Consider the following 21,541-nt stretch of genomic DNA (forward strand, 5'->3'; position numbering starts at 1 on the left):
CTCAGGACTCCTCCATGAGGGATAGGTAGATCGCCTCGAGGCGTTCACCGGCCGAGGCCAGCGAGTACTCCCGCTGGGGAATCGGTTCGGCGTTCTCCGCCAGGCGACGGGCCAGGTCCGGATCGTCGAGAACCATCTCGATGGCATCGGCGAGCTTCGGAGGGTCGAAGGGCGGCACCAGGACGCCGGTCTTCATGTGGTCGACCAGCTTGTGGACGCCGCTGACGTCGTGCGCCACGACCGGGCGCTTCATCATCATGTACTCCAGGACGACGACGCCCAGTTCCTCGTACTGCGAGGGCAGGACGGCCAGCGTCGAGAGCGAGATGATCGACGGGATGTACTCGGGGAGCAGGAAGCCGGTGATCACCAGCTTGTCGGCGACGCCGAGCTGGCGGGCCAGCGCCTCGATGTCGCCGCGCTGCGGGCCGTCCCCGGCGATCAGGAACCGGCAGTCGCGCCGCTTGGCGACCTCGGCGGCGGCCTTGACGAACCAGTCCACGCCCTTCTCGGACGAGATCCGGCCGACGTAGAGGACGGTCGGCTTGTCGTCGGTCAGCCCGAACCGCTGCCGCAGTTCCTCCCGGCGCTCCGGGGTGTCGTGCCCGACGAAGTTGTCGGTGACCAGGTGCGCCAGCCGGTGCACCTTGTCGTCCGGCACGTGCAGTTCGTCCCGGATCCGCTCGCGCACCTTGTCGCTGAGGGTGAGCACGGCGCCGGAGTGCTGGATGACGTACTTCTCCGCCGACTTCGCCACCGGGTCGACCACCCGCTCGAACACCGTGGTCGGGTGCTGGGTGAGCGACCGGCAGGAGTAGATGTGCGACACGATCGGCACGTCGAGCACCTGCGCCGCGGCGTACGCGTACGCCGGGGCGGATCCGGAACCGTCGCAGTGCGCGTGCACGATTCCGATCTCGCGCTTGAGCTGCTCCTTGTTGCGCATCACGTAGAGCAGGCTGGCCTTCGCCCACGCCCCGACCAGGCCGAAGTAGCCCTCCAGCTTGGACGGGATCGGCAGCACCGGCAGGCGCCGGGCGTGCACGGTGACGTTCGGCGCGATCTGGAGGTCCTTCGGGACGCCGGGCGGGGCCATGGTGAGGACCCGTTGCGGGAAGCCCCGCCGGCCCATCTCCGTCACGATCGCGTGGCCCAACACGTGCATGCCGCCCATCGGGTCGAACCGTGGCTTCCACAGCTTCTGGTGATCGGCGTAGAGGAAGAACGGTGTCAGCGAGAGGACGCCCCGGGGGGCCTTGTTGTCAGGCATTCATCTCCACTTTCCGCCCGTCTGCCGCGCTGCGGTACGCCGCTTCGAGCGTTTCGACGACCGCGACGGCGTCGTCCGGGGTGTGCGTCGTGGGCCGCCCGTCGAGCACCGCGTCCACGACCTGACGGTCCTGGTGCACGTATCCGCTGTTGCGGATCCACTCCCACTCGGGGCGCAGCCATCCCTGGTTGGGCTCCCACACCGCGCCGAACTTGGTGTTGGTGTAGGCCTCGACCCCCATGCCCTGCCAGAGATCGGCGGTGACCAGGCCCTCCGTGCCGATCACCTCGACGGTGAGCTGCTCACCGCCGGGGCAGGCCCAGGAGACGTCGCACTGACCGATCGCGCCGTCGGCGAACTCGATCAGGACGACACCCTGGTCCTCGACGTCCCCGGCGGCACTGAGCTGCCGGGTGCAGGCGGTGACCGCGCGGATGGCCGGCTTGCCGAGCATCCAGCGGCACAGCTCGACCGCGTGCCAGCCGAGGTCGGTCAGGGCGCCACCGCCGGCGGTCGCCTTCGACCGGAACCAGTCGGTGTCCGGTCCGGACGTCCGGAAGGCTACCCGGACGGAGTGGACGGTGCCCAGTGCTTCCCGGTCGGCCGCGAGCTCGTGGGCCCGGACGAACTTCGGGGCGTAGACGAAGTTGCCACCGTGCGCGAGAACCACCCCGCGTTCGCGGGCCGCGGCGGCGAGTTGCCGGGCGTGCCCGGTGGAGAGCACGAGCGGCTTCTCCACCAGGACGTTCCGGCCGGCGGCGATGACCTGTGCCGCGATCGGCTCGTGGGTGGCGGCCGGGGTGGCCACCACCACGAGCCGGACCGTGTCGTCAGCCAGCGCCTCGTCGAGGGTCGTGGTGACGCGTGCGCCGAACCGGGTGGCCAGGTCCGTGCCGACGCGCTCGTCGCGGTCCACCACCCACCGCAGATCCACTCGGGGATCGGCGGTCAGGACCTCGGCGTGCACGCCACCCATGAACCCGCCGCCGACTACGGCGACGCCCAGGCGCTCAACCATCGGCAGCACCCACCGTGTCCGGCACCCGGCCTTCCTCCACCGTCTCGACCGGAGCCACCAACTCGAAGTTCGGGATCTCCGGACGGGCGATCTCGTTGACGACCTCACCGACCAGCGCCATCGGAACGGAGACCAGCGGGCGCCCGTCGTGCCACAGCGGCTCGCCCAGTCCACCGAGGAGGACCATCGCGCTGCTCTCGGCCGGGTCGGCGAGGTAGCCGCGCTTGTTGTCGAACCGCAGCCGGTGCATCACCTCGTCGAGGTCGACCTCCTCGGGGATGGTCACCATCGCGCCCGCCCGGGTCAACAGCTCCCGGTGCAGGGCGACCGCCTCCTGGTCGAGGTGACCCAGCCGGTGGGACACCTCGGCGGCCACCACCATGCCGAGGCCGATCGCCTGGCCGTGGGAGAGCCCGCCGGCGGCGGTGTACTCGATGGCGTGTCCGACCGTGTGGCCGTACTCCAGCACGAGACCGGCGCGGCACTCGTGCATGTCGTCCACGGTCACCGAGGCCTTCGCCAGGATGCTCTCGGAGATGATCTCGTACATCGTCTCGTCGTCGTAGACGGCGTCCTGCCGCAGCGACGTGCGGAGCATCTCGACCATGCTGGGCCGGATGGCCAGCGAGTTCTTGACGACCTCGCAGAGGCCGGAGACCGTCTCCCGGAACGGCAGGCTCCGCAGCATGGCGGTGTCGGCCAGGACGGACTCCGGCGCGTAGAAGGTCCCCATCAGGTTCTTGCCCACGCAGGCGTTGACCGCCTGCTTGAGCGAGAGGACCGAGTCGGACATCGCGATGAGCGACGTCGGGATGTGCACGAGGCGGATCCCGCGGAAGAGCAGGGCGGCCATCAGGCCAGCGATGTTGCCGATCACGCCGCCGCCGACGGCGACCACCACCGAGGCGCGGTCCGCGCCGAGCTGGAGCGCCGAGTCGGCCAACGTGCCGACGGCCTGTAGATCCTTGTACGGCTCACCGGCGCGGTGGATGAGCAGGTTCGCCGGAACCCGTGGGGAGAGCCGTTCGACCAGTTCCGCGCCGAACAGTGGACCGGTGTTGCTGTCACAGACGATCAGGAGCCGACTGGCCGACATGGCGACCAGGTCTTCCACGATGGCACCGAGGCAGTCGGTGCCGAGCCGGAACGGATACCGAACCGAGCCCAGGCGTATCTCGACCTCCATACGCACAACCCTTCGTCACGGGTCCCTACAACCCTTGGATGGGGCCCTAACCAGCGGAAACCCCGGGGTCGGGGCTCCCGATCGCAGCTGCCGGGGCCGGGGTCGATGGGGAGCTTCCCCGTCCGGCCCGGTGGTCAGCCGCGTAGTTCCCGGTGGTTCGCGAACACCTTCTCGAAGGCGCGAACGATGTCCTTCATGTCCGACTCGTCGCCGAGCAGCGCCGAGTGGTGGATGGTGACGACCCGCTGGCCGGCGTCCTCGGCGACCGGCAACGAGTAGCCGGTCAGGTCGAGTCCGGCGATGCCCTTGAACCGCGCCCGGGTGGCGGGCTGGTAGAGCCGGTTGTGGTTCATCGGCGGGTAGCTGGCGTAGATGGCCGCGCCGGAGAGTTCGGCGGCGACCGCCGGGGCGATCCGCTCGACGCCGATCTGCCCGATCCCGTCGTCTTCGATCCGACCGGCCCACTCGTAGTAGGTGCGCTCGGTGGTGCCGGGCGAGGAGACCTGGGGCTGGATGCCGAGCGCGCCGAGACCCTCGTCGAGCAGGGCCGCGTTGGCCCGCCGTCGTTCGTTCTGCTCGTCGAGAAGTTCGAGCTGACCGAGGAGGAGCGCCGCCTGGAACTCCGACAGGCACCGGTTGCTGCCCATCAGCTCGGCGGTCTGGGCCAGTTCCATCTCTCCCACGGCGGGCTCGTCCGGCGTGTAGGTGCGGCCGTCCGCCCGCAGGTGCTCGGCCCGCCGGGAGAGTGCGGCGTCCCCGGTGATGACGGCACCGCCCTCACCGCTGGTCAGGACCTTGCTGTGCTGCATGCTGAAGGTGCCGAAGGCGCCGAACGTGCCGACCCGACGGTCGCGGTAGCGTGCGCCGTGTGCCTGCGCGCAGTCCTCGATCAGCGGGATCTCGTGCCGCTCGGCGATCGCGGTCAACGCGTCCAGGTCCGCCACGGCGGAGTAGAGGTGGACCACGACGATGGCCGCGGTTCGCGGGGTGATCGCCCGCTCGACGGCCACCGGGTCGAGACAGAGGGTCTGCGGATCCACGTCGACCGGGACGGGCACCGCGTTGACCCCGGCGACGGTGGATGCGTTGGCGACCCAGGTCAGGCCCGGGATGATAACCTCGTCACCGGCACCGACCCCGCATGCCTCGAGCGCGACCATGAGGCTGGCCGTCCCGCTGGAGGTCGGCACACAGTGCCCAATCTCGTGGAACTCGGCGAACGCCGCTGCGAATCGCCGCTCGAAGCTCTGCTTCCCCTGATATGGCCCGCTGATGGCCCACCGACCGGAATGGAGAACCTCATTCAGGGCGTCGAGGGCGCCGGGCGCAGGAGCGGGCCACAACGGCCACTGCTGCGAACGTATAGGGGAACCACCATTGACGGCAAGAAGGGTCACTTTCACGTCCTCCCCAAGCCAGACTGCGGCAACCGTTAGATCGCGGCCCCGGCCAAGTGTGCCAGACACAATCACCAGTGTCGACGTGCAAAAACCGGCCAAGCCGGGCTTGCAGGACAGGCCGACCATTATGGACGTGACGAGGGAAGGGCTGCGAGCGCTCCCGGGCCCGCCCGGTAATACTCCTGCAATAACTTTAGGTACACCGAGCAATGACTCTTGGTATGTGGACCGCAGTATTGATGGGGGAATTTTTCCGCTTCGCTGCCGGTTCAGGATCTTTCGGAGGACTCGATGACGACATCTGCGCCTGAGGACCGTATCGACCAGGTCGAGCAGGCCATCACCAAGAGCCGGCGCTACCAGACGGTGGCCCCGGCCACCGTGCGGCGCCTGGCCCGGGCTGCCCTCGTCGCCGCGCGGGGCGACGTGCCGGACGCGGTGAAGCGCACCAAGCGCGGGCTGCACGAGATCTACGGGGCCTTCCTGCCGCCCAGCCCGCCCAACTACGCAGCGTTGCTGCGGCAGCTCGACTCCGCTGTGGACGCCGGTGACGACGAGGCGGTCCGGGCGGCCCTGCGTCGTGCGATGTCGGTGCACGTGTCCACCCGTGAGCGATTGCCACACCTGGCGGAGTTCTACCAGGAGATCTTCCGTCACGTGCCCCAGCCCAACACGCTGCGTGACCTCGCCTGTGGCCTCAATCCGCTGGCCGCCCCCTGGATGGGCCTGTCGGACCAGACCGTCTACGTCGCCTCCGACATCGACGCCCGGCTGATCGGCTTCGTGGACGCCGCCCTGACGAGGTTGGGCGTCGCGCACCGTACGAGTGTGGTCGACCTCCTCGAGGACCGCCTTGACGAGCCGACCGACGTCACGCTATTGCTGAAGACGCTGCCCTGTCTGGAGACTCAGCGACGAGGCTCCGGCTGGGAAGTGATTGACATTGTCAACTCGCCGATTATCGTGGTAACCTTCCCGACCAAGTCTCTCGGTCAGCGATCGAAGGGGATGTTTCAGAACTATTCACAAAGTTTTGAGTCCCAGGCCAGAGAACGGTCGTGCCGCATTCAGCGACTGGAGATCGGCAACGAGCTGATTTACGTCATTCAGAAATAGCTTTTCGGCACTCTTCCGGAAGAATCGGATGGCGTCGTGCGTGTACTTCGGCTGACTCCCTTTTTCCACCACGACTACGTCGACCACTGGCCGGCCGAGTTCGATCCGGTGGGCGGTATGCAGGTGCAGATCCTGGCGTTGTCCCGCAGCCTGGCCAGGGCGGGCGTCGACCAGCTCGTGCTGACCCTGGGCTTTCCGGGGTTGCCGCCGACGAAGCAGATCGAGCCGGGCCTGACCGTTCGTATCGCCCGGGTGTCCCTGCCCCAGATCCGTTCCGAGATCACTGGATTGGTCGGCCTGGGGCAGGCATGGTTGATCGGAACCATCCGGGAGTGCCTCCGGTTGCGTCGCGGTGACTGGCGCCCCGATCTCGTCCACGTGCACGCCGACGGCCAGATCTGGCCACTGGTCGCGGGTCGGATCGCCGCCCGGATCCTGGGCGTGCCGTACGTGCTCACCCTGCACTGCTCCCGGCTCTCCGTCTACCAGCCGATGTCGGCGGTGGACGCGATGGCGCACCGCCTGGTCACCCAGGCGGAACGACAGGCGCTGCGCTCCGCCGCCCGGGTCAGCACCCTGACCGCCCGCACCGCCGACGTGGTGAGCGCCGCGACCGGTCTGGACCGCTCCGCCATCGTGGTCAACCCGGACGCGGTCGACATCACCCCGGCCACGCCCGCCGAGGCGGCGGCGTTCGCGCAGCGGTACGGCCTGACCGGCCGCCGGCCGCTCATCGGCTACATCGGCCGGGTCGCCCACGAGAAGGGCTGGCCGGACCTGCTCCGCCTGGCCGAACTCCTGGACGACCTCTCCCCGACCTTCCTCGTCGTCGGTGACGGCCCCCAGCGGGAACGGATGGAACGGGAGATCGCCGAGGCCGGTCGCGCGCACCAGTTCGTAGTGACCGGCTTCCTCCCGCACGACCAGGTGCCGGCCGCCCTCGCGCTGGTGGACACCCTGGTCATGCCCTCGATCCACGAGGAACTCGGGGGCAGCGCGATCGAGGCGATCATGACGGGCACCCCGGTCGCCGCCTACGCGGTCGGGGGACTGCGCAGCACCATCGGCTCGGCCTGCCCCGACCTGCTCAGCGAGCCCGGCGACGTACGCGGACTCGCCGACGTCGTCCGGCACGTCCTGACCGACCGGGACGCGGTGGTGGCCCAGATCCACGCCGCGCAGACCAGCACCGCCAGCACCTTCGACGTCGCCGCGACCCGGGACCGGATGATCGACTGCTACCGCGCCGCCCTCGCCGGGGCCGGGGCGGCGAGCGGGAAGTGACCGGGCAGCGGAGCATGGACACCGCCCCGGCGAACACGCACGTCCGCCCGAGGCGGGGGCACGTCCTGGTGACCGGCGGGAACCGGGGCCTCGGGCTGGCCACCGCCACCCTCCTGGTCGACGACGGCTGGTCCGTCCTGCTCGGGTGCCGCGACGAGCGGCGGGGCGCGGCGGCCGCCGAGGCGCTGCGCCGTCGGGGCGGCCGGGCCGCACACGTACCCCTGGAGGTGACCTCACCGGCGAGCATCGCGGCTGCGGTCGACCTGGTCGCCGACCGCACCGGCGGGCGCCTCGCCGGCCTGGTCAACAACGCCGGGGTCTTCCTCGACGAACGCGACGCCGACCTGGAGAGCGTGACCGCCGAGGCGGTCCACGAACTGCTCGCCGTCAACGCCGTCGGTCCCCTGCTGGTGACCCGCGCCATGGTGCCGCTGCTGCGAGCCGCGGCGGGGGCCGCCGTGGTCAACGTGACCGCCGACGACGCCGACCCGGCCACCGCCGACGGGGAGGCCACCGGCTACCGGATGTCCAAGGCCGCGCTGAACATCATGACCGTCAACCTCGCGGTCGCCCTGCGCGAGCAGGACGTCGTCGTCAACGCGGTCGACCCGGGCTGGATCCCCACCGACATGGGCGGCCCGGAGGCGCCCGACGACACCGCTGCCGCCGCGCGCCTGGTGGCCTGGGCCGTCACGTCCGCCCGGGAACACGGGACCACCGGGCAGGTGCTCAGCGTCCGGCAACCCCCCGGCGGGCTGCGGGTCGACCCCGTGACCGTCGGCGCACCCCCGACCGTCGTACCCCCGCACGGACAACCCCAGTGACCGGTCGGTCCCGTCGGGACCCCATGCGGCCGGCCGGCACGCAGACCCAACCCGGGAGGTTCTCATCAGCGTTTCCGCCGACCTCAGTACCGGTCACGAGGACATCACGGCCCGGCTGCGGTACGGCCCGGAGCCGACCGCCGACGACACCGCCCACGTCGCCGACGTCTGTGTGATCGGCAGCGGCGCCTCCGGTGCGATCACCGCTTGGGCCCTGCAACGAGCCGGTCTCGACGTCGTGGTCGTCGAACAGGGCCCCTTCGTGGATCCCTGGGTGAGCTACGACGACGTCGAGACGGTTGCCGAGACCGCCTGGATCCGCCAGGACAGCGGCCTCTGGGAAAAGACCGGCAACCCCTGGTCCACCTGCAACGTCGGTGGGGGAACCGTCTTCTTCGGCGGCGCGGCCTTCCGCTACCGTCCGGTCGACTTCGACGCGGAGAGCCGGCTGGGCCGCTCCGACCTGCCGCTGCGCTGGCCGTGGACGGTGGACGAGATCGATCCCTACTACGAGTTCGTGGAACTGGCGCTCGGTATCTCCGGGGGCGGGCACGACCCGAGCCTGCCGAGCAATCCGTCGTACCCGATGCGGCCGGTCGAGACCACTGCGGAGGGCGCGGCCATCCAGGCGGCGGCCCGCTCACTGGGCCTGAACCCCTTCCCGACGCCCCTGGCCATCGCGACCGAGTCGTACCACGGCCGGCTGGCGTGCGCCGGCGAGCGGCCGTGCATCTCCAACCGGTGCGAGCGCGGTGCGAAGGGGGACGCGCTCACCGTCTTCCTCGACCCGGCGCGCAAGGCCGGACTGCGGCTCTTCGCCGGCCTGAAGGCCGTCCGGCTGCTCCGACGCGACGCCACCAGCGTGGACGGCGTGGAGTGCGTCCGGGTGGACAACGGCAACCGGCACGTCCTGCGGGCCCGGCACGTGGTCGTCGCCGGCAACGCCGTCCAGAGCGCCGCCCTGCTGCTGCGGTCGACCGACGAGGTCAGCCCGCAGGGCCTGGGCAACGAGCACGACATGGTCGGCCGGGGACTGTGCTTCAAGATGAGCGGGTACGTCCTCGGCTACCGGCGCACCGACAGCCCGGTGACTCCGGGCGGCGGCCGGGTCGCCGGTCCGGGTCCCTTCTCCACCGCCGCCATCACCGACTACTACACCGCCGACGACGCGCCCGGCGGACTCGGCGGGGTGATCTTCGAGTCCCGCCCGGAGGAAGCCCTCCAACTACGTCCCGACGAGCAGATCATCAGGCTGGAGTGCATCGTCCCCGACCAGCCCCGCGCCGAGAACCGGGTGACGCTCGGCCGGGGCGTCGACCAGTTCGGCCTGCCGGACGTGGTGATGGACTACTCGCCCCACCCCCGGGACCGGGCCCGCCTGGAGTACCTGCAACAGCGGGCCGAGGGGATCCTGCGGGCCGCGGGCTGTGAGCTGACCTGGCGTGAGTCGTCGTACTTCTGGATGGGCAGCACCCACCTGCACGGCACCTGCCGCTCCGGCACCGACCCCCGCACCTCGGTCACCGACCCGGACGGACGGGTGCACGGCCTGACGAACCTGATGGTGGTCGACGGGGGCGTGATGCCCTACCCGGGTGGCGTCAACCCCACCCTGACCATCCAGGCCCTCGCCCTGCGGATGGCCTGCCAGCTCCTGCGCCGGGAGTTCGGCATCGACCCCGATTTCTCCCTGTGACCTGTCGGAACGGAACGAATCGAGCGACACGATGACCATCGACATCGGTGCCGGCAAACTGCTGGCCCAGGAACCCACCTGCCCCCGGGACGCCGACGGACGCCCCCGGGTGTTCGTCGAGGGCTCGGGCGCGTACCTGACCGACCCGGACGGCCGCCGGTGGATCGACTTCGACAACGCCCGGGGATCGGTCATCCTCGGCCACGGTGACGAGGAGGTCGCCGAGGCGATCGCCCGCGCCGCCCGGGGCCGCTCCGGGGTGGGCACCGCCTGGAGCCCGGTGCTGGACTCCCTGCTCGGTCAGTTGCAGGAGGTGTGCGGGGGCGACGTGGTCGGCCTCTACCGCACCGGCACCGCCGCGCTCCGCTCGGTGACCTGCGCCGTCCGGGACGCCCGGGACAGGTCGATCGTCCTCAGCTCGGGTTACCACGGGTACGACCCGATGTGGCACTGCGACGAGCCCTTCACCCCCAACCAGCACGGCATCGTCGAGTTCCTCTTCGACCTGGACGTGCTCGCCGAGTGGCTCAGCCGCCCGGAGCAGGTGGCGGCGGTGGTCATCAGCCCGGACCACATGCACCTCGGCGAGCGCTGGTACACCGAGTTCACCCGGCTGACGAAGGAGGCGGACGTCCCGGTCATCGCCGACGAGGTCAAGGTCGGCCTCCGCTACCGGGCCGGGCTCTCCACCCCCCTCCTCGACCCGGCCGTCTGGATCGTGGCGAAGTGCCTGGCCAACGGCTCGCCGGTCGCGGCGGTGGGCGGGGACGCCCACCTGCTCGCCGCGCTGGAGGACGTCTCGTTCACCTCGTACTTCGAGCCGACCGCCATGGCCGCCGCGACCACCACGCTGCGGCGGATGGCGACCGGGGAACCGCAGCAGGCCATCCGGGCCGCCGGTGACCGGTTCATCGCCCACACCCGGGCGGCGTTCGCCAACGCCGGAGTCCCGATCGACCTCGCCGGCAACGGCAACCTCTTCCAGTTCGTCTGCGCCGACGACGAGGTGGCCGACGCCTTCCACGCCGCCGCGGCGGCCGAGGGGCTGCTCTTCTTCGAGGGCGACAACCAGACCCCCTCGGCGGCGTTCACCGACGAGGTGGCCGAGGACGCGTGCGGCCGGATCGACCGGGTCAGCGCCGCGCTGACCGGCCGCTTCACCGACCGCGAACTCACCGAGGAGTCCTGGTACGCCAGCGCCTGGGGCGCGATGGACGGCCTGGCGGACCGGCCGCGCACCCGGGAGGAGACCACCGCGATCGTCGAGCGCCTCTGGGAGGACTGAGGCCCCGGCGGTTCACTCCTTGTGGATCGCCACCAGGTCCTCGGACGCCAGAGTGGCCCGCGACCAGCTCCATCCCCGGTCGCGGGCCAGCTCGGCCAACTCCTCGACGTGCCGGGGCACGAAGACCGCCGCCCGGCCGTTCATGGCCCGGGTGGGGAACGACACCACCACGTGCCGGCACGCCAGCCGGTCGACCAACGCCAGCCCCGCGCCGGGCCGGCGTCCCTCCATGCAGTGGTACGTCTTGAGCAGCAACCCCAGGTCGGCGCTCACCCGGTGGCCGTCGGTGAGCACCTCCTCGTGCCGGATCTCGCACTCCGGATGGGTCCGGGCGAGGAAGGCGTTGCCCAGCTCCACGAACGTCGCGTTGAAGTCGTAGCCGACGTAGCGGGCGTCACTCACCTCCCGCAGCCAGGGCACGGTGAACGGGTTCAGCGCGCAGGCGATGTCGGCCACCGTCTCCGGCGGCGGCACCAGCCCGAACAGGGTCGGGTAGAAGGCGTCCAGGTCGGGCAGGCGTTCGGCGGTGGAGAAGTGCCCGGCCAGCACCTGCCGGCACCAGTCCCGCCGCGACTGCGGGTCGTCGAGGTCGGCCCGGTCCAGCGCCTTGCGCAGCGCCGCCGGCCGGGCGGTGAGCAGGTGCAGGGCGGCGACCTTGTGCAGCCGGGCCCGGACCCGCCGTTCCAGCTCGGCGGCGTCCCCGGTGGCCCGACCCTCCCGCCGGACCAGGTCGGCAACGGTCTCCGGGTGCACGTCGCGGTACTTGGCCGCGGCGGTGAGCCGGGCGATCACCTTCCGCACGGCGGGTGACTCCGCCGCCGGCGACGACACGACCCCGGCCGGCTCCGGCAGGATGGCCGACTCCGGCTCCGGCAGGGCGGCCGGCGCCGGTTCACCGGCGGGCACCAGGTCCGGCGGGGTCGACGTCACCGGCCGGTCACCCGAGCCGGGCCGGCTCGCGCAGGCCCGGCTGGGCCATCCGCCCGGCCCGGATCATCTCCAGCAGCCGGGTGTAGAAGCGCAGGTTGTGCAGGGTGGCGAGCCGGTCCGCCAGACCGTCCTTCACCCGGAAGAGGTGGTGCAGGTAACTGCGGCTGTACCGCCGACAGGTCGGGCAGTCATAGGTCGCGCAGATCGGCTCGTCCTTCCGGGAGTTCTCCTCGTCCAGGATGTAGACGTTCTGGTAGAAGCTCCGGTCCGGGGTGAGCAGCCGGTCGGCGATCTCCGGCACGAACGCGTAGAGCCGGCCGTGCCGGGCGTCCCGGGTCGGGATCGTGCAGTCGAAGACCCAACGCATGTCCAGCTCGCAGAGGGAGACCAGGTGCTCGGGCCGGCCGACCCCCAGGGCGAACAACGGCGCGTCCTGCGGGGTGATCCGGGCGAGCAGGGCGAACATCTCGCGCTCCAGCTCACCCTCGGCGCTGAGCGGCCAGCCCCCGAACCCGAACCCCTGCGCCCCGGACTCGACGAGGGCGTCGACGCAACGTTGACGCAGCTCCGGGTCGGTGCCGCCCTGCACCACCCCGACCAGCAGCGGCGGCTCGGCCATCCGGCGCTGCCGGCACTGGAGGTCGTACGCCTGCCGGGCCTGCCGGAACCAGCGGATCGTCCGCTCGGTCGAGGCGAGCTGCTCGGCCGGGGAGTCCTCCGGGCCGGTGCAGTCGTCGAGGGCGACCACCACGTCCGAGCGGAGCCCGAACTGCCACTCGATGACCTTCTCCGGGGTCAGCACGATCTTCTTCGCGCTCGGCGACTCCTGGAAGGTCACCCCGCTGGCCCGGATCGACCCCTTCTTGCCCTGCTTACGGAGCAGGGAGAGGACCTGGAAGCCGCCCGAGTCGGAGACGATCACGCCGTCCCAGGCCATGAAGCGGTGAAGTCCGCCGGCCCGCTTGATGGTCTGCAACCCGGGACGCTGGGCCAGGTGCATCGCGTTGACCATCACCGCCTCGATCCCCACCGTCGACAGGTCGAGGGTGTCGACCGCCCGGACCGAGGCCCGGGTGCCGTCGGGCAGGAAGGTGGGCAGGACGACCGACCCGTGGGCGGTGTCCAGCGTGGGGCCCGCCGGGGCGGCAGGGTCCGCGGAGGTCATCAGATCGCAGCTCCTCGGCAGCGGGCAGACGGATTCTCCAGGATACGTGCCCCGGCGGGCCGCTCCTCAGGCGCGGCTCGTGCTCACGGTGGCCGGCCTGCCCGCTCTGCCCCGGGCCCGCTCGGCCCGGCGGCGGATCTGCTGGTACGCGCCGGTCAGCCCCATCGCCCGCCGCACCTCGGCGAGGGTGCGCCGGACCTCCTCACGGGTCCGTTCGGTGCCGTCGGCGATCAGCTGGTCGACGAGGCCACGTTCGGCCGCGAAGCCGGCCCGCCGTTCCCGCATCGGGTCGAGGAACCGGTTGAGCGCCGCCGCGAGCCGCTCCTTGACCTCGACGTCGCCGACCCGACCGGCCTGGTAGCGCTCCTTCAGCTCGTCGACCTCGGCCCGGTCCGGATTGAACACGTCGTGGTAGACGAAGACCGGGTTCCCCGCCACGGTCCCCGGCACGTCGGCCCGGACCCGCTTCGGGTCGGTGTACATCCCCAGCACCTTGCGCCGCACCACCGCCGGCTCGTCGGCGAGCGCGATCGCGTTGCCCAGACTCTTGCTCATCTTGGCGCGGCCGTCCGTGCCGACCAGCGTCGGCGTCTCCGCGTGGATCATCTCCGGTACGGGGAGCACCTCCCCGTAGAGGTGGTTGAACCGGCGGGCCACCTCCCGGGTCACCTCCACGTGCGCGGCGTTGTCCCGGCCCACCGGCACGACGTCGGCCCGGACGCAGAGGATGTCCGCCGCCTGGAGGACGGGATAGCCGAGCAGCCCGTACGGCATCTCCTCCTTGCCGGCGGCCCGGGCCATCTCCTTCAACGACGGGACCCGCTCCAACCTCGGCACGCTGACCAGGTTCTGGAAGAGCGTGTTCAGGTCGCCGACCTCGGGGACGGCGGACTGGAGGTAGAACGTGGCCCGGTCCGGCTCGACTCCGGCGGCCAGGATGTCGAGGACCATCTCCCGGGCGTTGCCGGCGACCCGGGAGATGTCCTCGCGGGTGTTCCTCGTGGTGAGCATGTGCAGGTCGGCGATGATGAAGAAGCTCTCGTAGCGCTGGTGCAACCGAACCCGGTTGGCGATGCTGCCCACGTAGTGGCCGAGGTGCAGCCGCCCGGTCGGGCGGTCGCCGGTGAGCATCCGTGCAGCGGACATGGTGGTACGCCTCTCGTGTCGTACGGGTGGGGGTTTCGCGGGCGCGCGTCGACGCGGGACGGAACGTCCCGGTCGGTGATCAGCAGGGGCTCAGCGAGCCGGTTGCCATCGCGCGCCGTCGCGGAACCGGAGCCCGCGGGCACGAAGGACGTCCAGGAGGCGGTCACGCCCGTCCCCGGACCTGGTCGCCGCCGGATAGGGGGCGGCACCGGCGGGCAGGTCGTCGCTCAGCTCGACGCCCGCCGCCGGGAGGTTGCTCGTCCGGACCACGGGTCCACGGTAACCCCGCCGGCCGAGGCGCGGTGCCCTGAACAGGGTCGACGCGTCCACGGCGCTGGCATACTCGGCGGCCATGGTGCTGTCACGTGGCTGGGCGCTCTTCCTTGTCGGTGTCGGGGTCTGGACCTGGGCGATCTGGCCGAGGTTCGCGGTCGCGATCTGGAACGACCCGAGGTCCTGGTCGACCGGGACGGTCGGCGAGGGCAGCGGTACCGGCTTTCTCTGGATCCACGCGCTGCTGATCGCCGCGTCCCTGACCATCGGCACGGCGGTCGGCGTGCTGGGTGTCCGGGGCGTGCTCGCCCAGCGGCGTGCCCGCAGCCGGTCTGACCAGGCGGTATAGCCCGCCATCGACGATGTGACGCGGACCGCTACCCCCTCGATTTGACGTTCAAACCCCCGACGCGTAACTTTCTCTCTGCCAGCGCGGAACGGACGAAACAGGGCAAAGAACCTGGGAGTCCGGAACGGGCCGGCACCGAAGCGGGAGGGGTTCACTCCTCGAGCATCGGGTCCGGGTGGTGCTCCACCGGTCGACCGAGGGGTCGATTTGGCGGGGCGGAACCGGCCGGGTAAGGTTGACGACCGGCAGGGAACCGGGCGAGCGAGCGGGAGACCGCAGCGGCCGGCCTGCTGAATCCGATGATCAAAGCACAGTGGTTCGCCGCTGCCTGCGATCAGCGGGGCCAAACCGTACCAAGCACGACAGACCGGGACACACGGTTTGACACGGCGGAAACGGTGAGGTAACGTAGTAGAAGTGCTCGACGCGGAAGCGGCGGGTGCGAGGACGAGATGCCCCGGATGGGGCCCCTTGGTGGGGTTGCCGGATGGTGTGTGGTTGTTCTTTGAGAACTCAACAGGGTGCTTGATAAGCCAGTGCCAATTAGTTATACCCCGTGCTGGTCGGGCTTTATGTCTGGCTGGTGGGGATTCCTTTGGCAACACTATGTTGCCGGGACGATTGTTCAACAAGTTTTTGTTGGAGAGTTTGATCCTGGCTCAGGACGAACGCTGGCGGCGTGCTTAACACATGCAAGTCGAGCGGAAAGGCCCTTCGGGGTACTCGAGCGGCGAACGGGTGAGTAACACGTGAGCAACCTGCCCTAGGCTTTGGGATAACCCCGGGAAACCGGGGCTAATACCGAATAGGACCTTCGGTCGCATGACTGTTGGTGGAAAGTTTTTCGGCCTGGGATGGGCTCGCGGCCTATCAGCTTGTTGGTGGGGTGATGGCCTACCAAGGCGACGACGGGTAGCCGGCCTGAGAGGGCGACCGGCCACACTGGGACTGAGACACGGCCCAGACTCCTACGGGAGGCAGCAGTGGGGAATATTGCACAATGGGCGGAAGCCTGATGCAGCGACGCCGCGTGAGGGATGACGGCCTTCGGGTTGTAAACCTCTTTCAGCAGGGACGAAGCGTAAGTGACGGTACCTGCAGAAGAAGCGCCGGCCAACTACGTGCCAGCAGCCGCGGTAAGACGTAGGGCGCGAGCGTTGTCCGGATTTATTGGGCGTAAAGAGCTCGTAGGCGGCTTGTCGCGTCGACTGTGAAAACCCGCAGCTCAACTGCGGGCCTGCAGTCGATACGGGCAGGCTAGAGTTCGGTAGGGGAGACTGGAATTCCTGGTGTAGCGGTGAAATGCGCAGATATCAGGAGGAACACCGGTGGCGAAGGCGGGTCTCTGGGCCGATACTGACGCTGAGGAGCGAAAGCGTGGGGAGCGAACAGGATTAGATACCCTGGTAGTCCACGCTGTAAACGTTGGGCGCTAGGTGTGGGGGGCCTCTCCGGTTCTCTGTGCCGCAGCTAACGCATTAAGCGCCCCGCCTGGGGAGTACGGCCGCAAGGCTAAAACTCAAAGGAATTGACGGGGGCCCGCACAAGCGGCGGAGCATGCGGATTAATTCGATGCAACGCGAAGAACCTTACCTGGGTTTGACATGGCCGCAAAACCGGCAGAGATGTCGGGTCCTTCGGGGGCGGTCACAGGTGGTGCATGGCTGTCGTCAGCTCGTGTCGTGAGATGTTGGGTTAAGTCCCGCAACGAGCGCAACCCTCGTTCGATGTTGCCAGCGCGTTATGGCGGGGACTCATCGAAGACTGCCGGGGTCAACTCGGAGGAAGGTGGGGATGACGTCAAGTCATCATGCCCCTTATGTCCAGGGCTTCACGCATGCTACAATGGCCGGTACAATGGGCTGCGATACCGTGAGGTGGAGCGAATCCCAAAAAGCCGGTCTCAGTTCGGATCGGGGTCTGCAACTCGACCCCGTGAAGTCGGAGTCGCTAGTAATCGCAGATCAGCAACGCTGCGGTGAATACGTTCCCGGGCCTTGTACACACCGCCCGTCACGTCACGAAAGTCGGCAACACCCGAAGCCGGTGGCCCAACCCTTGTGGAGGGAGCCGTCGAAGGTGGGGCTGGCGATTGGGACGAAGTCGTAACAAGGTAGCCGTACCGGAAGGTGCGGCTGGATCACCTCCTTTCTAAGGAGCACCTTCCACCGAAGGGTGGTAAGGAGCCCGCGACCTGCGAATGTCGGGTCGGGGTGCTCGATGGCGGAGACACTGGTGAGTTTTTTCCTGGCAACGGCCATGGACCTTCTAGTACACGCCTCCTTGTGGGGTGCAGGAACGGGGGTTGTGGTGCGGCTGGGGGAGGGCGGATAGCACCCTGTTGGGTCCTGAAGGAACAACCCGTGTGGTTGGTTTCTTTAGGCGAAAGCTGCCAGGCATGACCTGGTCTCGCATACCGCCGGCGGTTGTCGGGTCTGGTGTGGGATGTGGTGGGTTGTGGGTTGGTCGTTGGTTGAGAATTGCACAGTGGACGCGAGCATCTTTGTGGTCAAGTTGTCAAGGGCGAACGGTGGATGCCTTGGCACCAGGAGCCGATGAAGGACGTGGGAGGCCGCGATAGGCCTGGGGGAGCTGTCAACCAAGCTGTGATCCCAGGGTGTCCGAATGGGGAAACCTGGCATCAGTCATGTGATGTCACCTGCACCTGAACACATAGGGTGTATGGGGGGAACGCGGGGAAGTGAAACATCTCAGTACCCGTAGGAAGAGAAAACAAATAGTGATTCCGTGAGTAGTGGCGAGCGAAAGCGGATTGAGGCTAAACCGGCTGCGTGTGATACCTGTCAGGGGTTGCGTGGTCGGGGTTGTGGGACCCTGCTGAACATGCTGACACGTGTTCGAGGAGTTATAAAGCCAGTTGCTAGCCGAACAGTCTGGAATGGCTGACCGTAGGCGGTGAAAGTCCGGTAGGTGAAAGTGGCTGGTCTTCTGTGGGTGTTCCCGAGTAGCGGCGGACTCCTGAAATCTGCCGTGAATCTGCCAGGACCACCTGGTAAGCCTAAATACTTCCTGGTGACCGATAGCGGACGAGTACCGTGAGGGAATGGTGAAAAGTACCCCGGGAGGGGAGTGAAATAGTACCTGAAACCGTTCGCCTACAATCCGTCGGAGCCTTGCGGGGTGACGGCGTGCCTTTTGAAGAATGAGCCTGCGAGTTAGTGGCATGTGGCGAGGTTAACCCGTGTGGGGGAGCCGTAGCGAAAGCGAGTCTGAATAGGGCGTTTTTAGTCGCATGCTCTAGACCCGAAGCGGAGTGATCTAGCCATGGGCAGGCTGAAGCGCGGGTAAGACCGCGTGGAGGGCCGAACCCACCAACGTTGAAAAGTTGGGGGATGACCTGTGGTTAGGGGTGAAAGGCCAATCAAACTCCGTGATAGCTGGTTCTCCCCGAAATGCATTTAGGTGCAGCGTCGCGTGTTTCTTGCCGGAGGTAGAGCACTGGATGGTCTAGGGGGCCCACAAGCTTACCGAAATCAGCCAAACTCCGAATGCCGGTAAGTGAGAGCGCGGCAGTGAGACTGCGGGGGATAAGCTTCGTAGTCGAGAGGGAAACAGCCCAGATCACCAGCTAAGGCCCCTAAGCGTGTGCTAAGTGGAAAAGGATGTGGGGTCGCATAGACAACCAGGAGGTTGGCTTAGAAGCAGCCACCCTTTAAAGAGTGCGTAATAGCTCACTGGTCAAGTGGTTCCGCGCCGACAATGTAGCGGGGCTCAAGCACACCGCCGAAGCTGTGGCATTCACATTTTTACTTCGCCAGGCCTTGATGTCTGGTGCAGGTGTGTGGATGGGTAGGGGAGCGTCGTGCCGGGGGTGAAGCATCCGAGTGATCGAGGTGTGGACGCGGCACGAGTGAGAATGCAGGCATGAGTAGCGAAAGAAGGGTGAGAAACCCTTCCGCCGGATGACCAAGGGTTCCAGGGCCAGGCTAATCCGCCCTGGGTGAGTCGGGACCTAAGGCGAGGCCGAGAGGCGTAGTCGATGGACAACGGGTTGATATTCCCGTACCCGCGAAAGAGCGACCCTGATGAACCTCGTTGTGCTAACCACCCAAACTGGCCAATGCCTTCGGGTTGCGGTTGGGGAGCGTGGGAACCTGGCGGGTAGTAGTCAAGCGATGGGGTGACGCAGGAAGGTAGCTGAGCCCGGCCGGTGGTTGTGCCGGGGTAAGCGTGTAGGCCGGTGTGTAGGCAAATCCGCACACCATAGGGCTGAGACGTGATGCCGAGCCGATTCAGGTGAAGTCAGTGATCCTATGCTGCCGAGAAAAGCCTCTAGCGAGTTCTTAGCGGCCCGTACCCCAAACCGACACAGGTGGTCAGGTAGAGAATACCGAGGCGATCGGGCGAACTGTGGTTAAGGAACTCGGCAAATTGCCCCCGTAACTTAGGGAGAAGGGGGGCCGGAGACGTGAAGCCCCGCGCGGGTGGAGCGTTGTATGGCCGCAGAGAGCAGGGGGAAGCGACTGTTTACTAAAAACACAGGTCCATGCGAAGAAGTAATTCGATGTATATGGACTGACGCCTGCCCGGTGCTGGAACGTTAAGGGGACCTGTTAGCTCTTCGGGGCGAAGCGGAGAACTTAAGCGCCAGTAAACGGCGGTGGTAACTATAACCATCCTAAGGTAGCGAAATTCCTTGTCGGGTAAGTTCCGACCTGCACGAATGGCGTAACGACTTCCCCACTGTCTCAACCACAGGCCCGGCGAAATTGCAGTACGAGTAAAGATGCTCGTTACGCGCGGCAGGACGGAAAGACCCCGGGACCTTTACTATAGCTTGACATTGGTATCCGAATTAGCTTGTGTAGGATAGGTGGGAGCCGGTGAAGTCCGTACGCCAGTACGGGTGGAGGCAATCTTGAAATACCACTCTGGTTGATTTGGGTATCTAACTTCGGACCGTGATCCGGTTCAGGGACAGTGTCTGGTGGGTAGTTTAACTGGGGCGGTTGCCTCCTAAAGGGTAACGGAGGCGCCCAAAGGTTCCCTCAGCCTGGTTGGCAATCAGGTGTTGAGTGCAAGTACACAAGGGAGCTTGACTGTGAGACTGACAGGTCGAGCAGGGACGAAAGTCGGGACTAGTGATCCGGCACTTGCGTGTGGAAGCGGTGTCGCTCAACGGATAAAAGGTACCCCGGGGATAACAGGCTGATCTTCCCCAAGAGTCCATATCGACGGGATGGTTTGGCACCTCGATGTCGGCTCGTCGCATCCTGGGGCTGTAGCAGGTCCCAAGGGTTGGGCTGTTCGCCCATTAAAGCGGTACGCGAGCTGGGTTTAGAACGTCGTGAGACAGTTCGGTCCCTATCCGCCGTGCGCGTAGGATACTTGAGAAGGGCTGTCCCTAGTACGAGAGGACCGGGACGGACGAACCTCTGGTGTGCCAGTTGTCCTGCCAAGGGCACGGCTGGTTAGCTACGTTCGGAAGGGATAACCGCTGAAAGCATCTAAGCGGGAAGCTCGCTTCAAGATGAGGTATCCCACCCTCTTTGGAGGGGTAAGGCCCCCAGCTAGACGACTGGGTTGATAGGCCGGAAATGTAAGCTCGGTAACGGGTTCAGTTGACCGGTACTAATAGGCCGAGGACTTGACTACAAACTTTCTGCTTGCGTCCACTGTGTGATTCACGGCTAACGAACAACCCGCCCGGTTGTTTGATATGTCGATAGTGTTACGGCGGTCATGGCGGAGGGGAAACGCCCGGTTACATTCCGAACCCGGAAGCTAAGCCCTCCAGCGCCGATGGTACTGCACTCGGGAGGGTGTGGGAGAGTAGGACACCGCCGGACTTCTTTCACGAGGGTCACCCTGTTGTCAGGGTGACCCTCGTTGTATTTCCCGGGGGAATCAGCCCGATCCTTCGGGGTACATCCTCTCTGTCCCGACCCGGACCGCCGTACCGGCGGAGGCAGGAGAGAGTGCTCATGAGGATCGGCATCATCGGCTCGGGTCACATCGGTGGCTCCCTGACCCGACGGCTGCGGGACCTGGGCCACGACGTGACGGTGGCCAACTCGCGGGGCCCCGAGTCGCTACGCGACCTCGCTGCGGAGACCGGGGCGACCCCGGGGACCGTGGACCAGGCAGCCAGGAGCGGGGACCTCGTGGTGGTCGCCGTACCGCTGAAGGCCGTGCCGCAGCTGCCCGCTGAGGCTTTCGAGGGCCGCGTGGTGGTCGACGCCAACAACTACTACCCCCAACGGGACGGGGACGTTCCGGAGATCGCGGATCGGAGCGTCACCTCCAGCCGGTGGACCGCTGAGCATCTCAAGGGTGCCCGGCTGGTCAAGGCGTTCAACAACATCCAGGCGCAGCACCTGCTGGAGAAGGGCCGTCCGGCCGGCGCCCCGGACCGGATCGCCCTCCCGGTGGCCGCCGACGACGAAGAGGCCAAACGGCTCGTGATGGAGGTCGTCGACGCGCTCGGGTTCGACCCGGTCGACGCCGGGACCCTGGACGGGAGCTGGCGGCAGCAGCCGGACACCCCGGTCTACGGCACCGACCGGGACGTCGAGGGCGTACGGCAGGGGCTGGCCGAGGTACGGCCCTGAGGCGTGCCCGGTAGGACGGCCCGACCC

General features: G+C 67.6%; 14 protein-coding genes, 3 rRNA genes and 1 pseudogene. 11 read left to right on the top strand and 7 right to left on the bottom strand.

What is annotated here, in order from left to right:
* Position 1: 1 nt before the first annotated feature.
* The 4 genes from GA0070618_RS11520 to GA0070618_RS11535 form a co-directional block, all read right to left on the bottom strand.
* Positions 2-1,270: a glycosyltransferase family 4 protein gene (locus tag GA0070618_RS11520; protein WP_088981633.1), complete on the bottom strand. Its 1,269-nt coding sequence runs from the start codon at positions 1,268-1,270 to the stop codon at positions 2-4.
* Positions 1,263-2,288, bottom strand: a complete 1,026-nt coding sequence (locus tag GA0070618_RS11525) for a Gfo/Idh/MocA family protein (protein ID WP_143740570.1) — start codon at positions 2,286-2,288, stop codon at positions 1,263-1,265. The genes GA0070618_RS11520 and GA0070618_RS11525 overlap by 8 nt, the downstream gene beginning before the upstream one ends.
* Positions 2,281-3,474, bottom strand: a complete 1,194-nt coding sequence (locus GA0070618_RS11530) for a 2-deoxy-scyllo-inosose synthase (RefSeq protein ID WP_088981635.1) — start codon at positions 3,472-3,474, stop codon at positions 2,281-2,283. Before GA0070618_RS11530 ends, GA0070618_RS11525 begins: the two co-directional genes overlap by 8 nt.
* 134 nt (positions 3,475-3,608) lie before the next feature.
* Complete coding sequence (locus GA0070618_RS11535) at positions 3,609-4,877, bottom strand: DegT/DnrJ/EryC1/StrS aminotransferase family protein (protein ID WP_331253138.1); 1,269 nt, start codon at positions 4,875-4,877, stop codon at positions 3,609-3,611.
* 288 nt (positions 4,878-5,165) lie between these two features.
* Here GA0070618_RS11535 and GA0070618_RS11540 point away from each other — a divergent pair, with 288 nt between their 5' ends.
* From GA0070618_RS11540 to GA0070618_RS11560, 6 genes and pseudogenes are all read left to right on the top strand, one after another.
* Positions 5,166-5,990, top strand: coding sequence for an Rmt family 16S rRNA (guanine(1405)-N(7))-methyltransferase (locus tag GA0070618_RS11540; RefSeq protein ID WP_088981637.1), 825 nt, complete (start codon positions 5,166-5,168; stop codon positions 5,988-5,990).
* Positions 5,991-6,026: 36 nt separating this feature from the next.
* Entirely contained in the window at positions 6,027-7,274 is a 1,248-nt protein-coding gene (locus GA0070618_RS11545) for a glycosyltransferase family 4 protein (RefSeq protein WP_088981638.1), read from the top strand.
* A complete protein-coding gene (locus GA0070618_RS11550; RefSeq protein ID WP_088981639.1) occupies positions 7,271-8,098 on the top strand; it encodes an SDR family NAD(P)-dependent oxidoreductase in 828 nt (275 codons plus the stop codon). Before GA0070618_RS11545 ends, GA0070618_RS11550 begins: the two co-directional genes overlap by 4 nt.
* A 172-nt stretch (positions 8,099-8,270) precedes the next feature.
* Positions 8,271-8,348: pseudogene (locus GA0070618_RS35515) on the top strand (NAD(P)-binding protein); the annotation flags it as partial.
* A 24-nt stretch (positions 8,349-8,372) separates the two neighbouring features.
* Positions 8,373-9,794 (top strand): GMC oxidoreductase, encoded by a 1,422-nt coding sequence (locus tag GA0070618_RS11555; protein WP_143740568.1) that lies wholly within the window; start codon positions 8,373-8,375, stop codon positions 9,792-9,794.
* Positions 9,795-9,825: 31 nt separating this feature from the next.
* Positions 9,826-11,079: an aminotransferase class III-fold pyridoxal phosphate-dependent enzyme gene (locus GA0070618_RS11560; protein WP_088981641.1), complete on the top strand. Its 1,254-nt coding sequence runs from the start codon at positions 9,826-9,828 to the stop codon at positions 11,077-11,079.
* 12 nt (positions 11,080-11,091) lie between these two features.
* Here GA0070618_RS11560 and GA0070618_RS11565 read toward each other — a convergent pair whose 3' ends face one another.
* The 3 genes from GA0070618_RS11565 to trpS all read right to left on the bottom strand — a co-directional run bounded on the left by GA0070618_RS11565 (position 11,092) and on the right by trpS (position 14,320).
* A complete protein-coding gene (locus tag GA0070618_RS11565; protein WP_088981642.1) occupies positions 11,092-12,009 on the bottom strand; it encodes a hypothetical protein in 918 nt (305 codons plus the stop codon).
* Between the two features lie 7 nt (positions 12,010-12,016).
* Positions 12,017-13,174: a tRNA-ribosyltransferase family protein gene (locus GA0070618_RS11570; protein ID WP_088981643.1), complete on the bottom strand. Its 1,158-nt coding sequence runs from the start codon at positions 13,172-13,174 to the stop codon at positions 12,017-12,019.
* Between the two features lie 66 nt (positions 13,175-13,240).
* Positions 13,241-14,320: a tryptophan--tRNA ligase gene (trpS, locus tag GA0070618_RS11575; RefSeq protein ID WP_088981644.1), complete on the bottom strand. Its 1,080-nt coding sequence runs from the start codon at positions 14,318-14,320 to the stop codon at positions 13,241-13,243.
* Positions 14,321-14,672: 352 nt separating this feature from the next.
* Between trpS and GA0070618_RS11585 the strand changes: the two genes are divergently transcribed.
* From GA0070618_RS11585 to GA0070618_RS11605, 5 genes are all read left to right on the top strand, one after another.
* Positions 14,673-14,942, top strand: a complete 270-nt coding sequence (locus GA0070618_RS11585) for an SCO4848 family membrane protein (protein WP_088981646.1) — start codon at positions 14,673-14,675, stop codon at positions 14,940-14,942.
* Positions 14,943-15,578: 636 nt separating this feature from the next.
* Positions 15,579-17,093, top strand: a 16S ribosomal RNA gene (locus GA0070618_RS11590).
* Positions 17,094-17,449: 356 nt separating this feature from the next.
* A 23S ribosomal RNA gene (locus GA0070618_RS11595) occupies positions 17,450-20,558 on the top strand.
* Between the two features lie 77 nt (positions 20,559-20,635).
* Positions 20,636-20,752: ribosomal RNA gene (gene rrf, locus GA0070618_RS11600) — 5S ribosomal RNA — on the top strand.
* The 16S, 23S and 5S rRNA genes sit together here, the layout of an rRNA operon.
* 135 nt (positions 20,753-20,887) lie before the next feature.
* On the top strand, positions 20,888-21,514 hold the full coding sequence (locus GA0070618_RS11605; RefSeq protein ID WP_088981647.1) for an NADPH-dependent F420 reductase: 627 nt from the start codon (positions 20,888-20,890) through the stop codon (positions 21,512-21,514).
* Positions 21,515-21,541: the final 27 nt, after the last annotated feature.

This window comes from Micromonospora echinospora, from assembly GCF_900091495.1.
Lineage (GTDB): Bacteria > Actinomycetota > Actinomycetes > Mycobacteriales > Micromonosporaceae > Micromonospora > Micromonospora echinospora.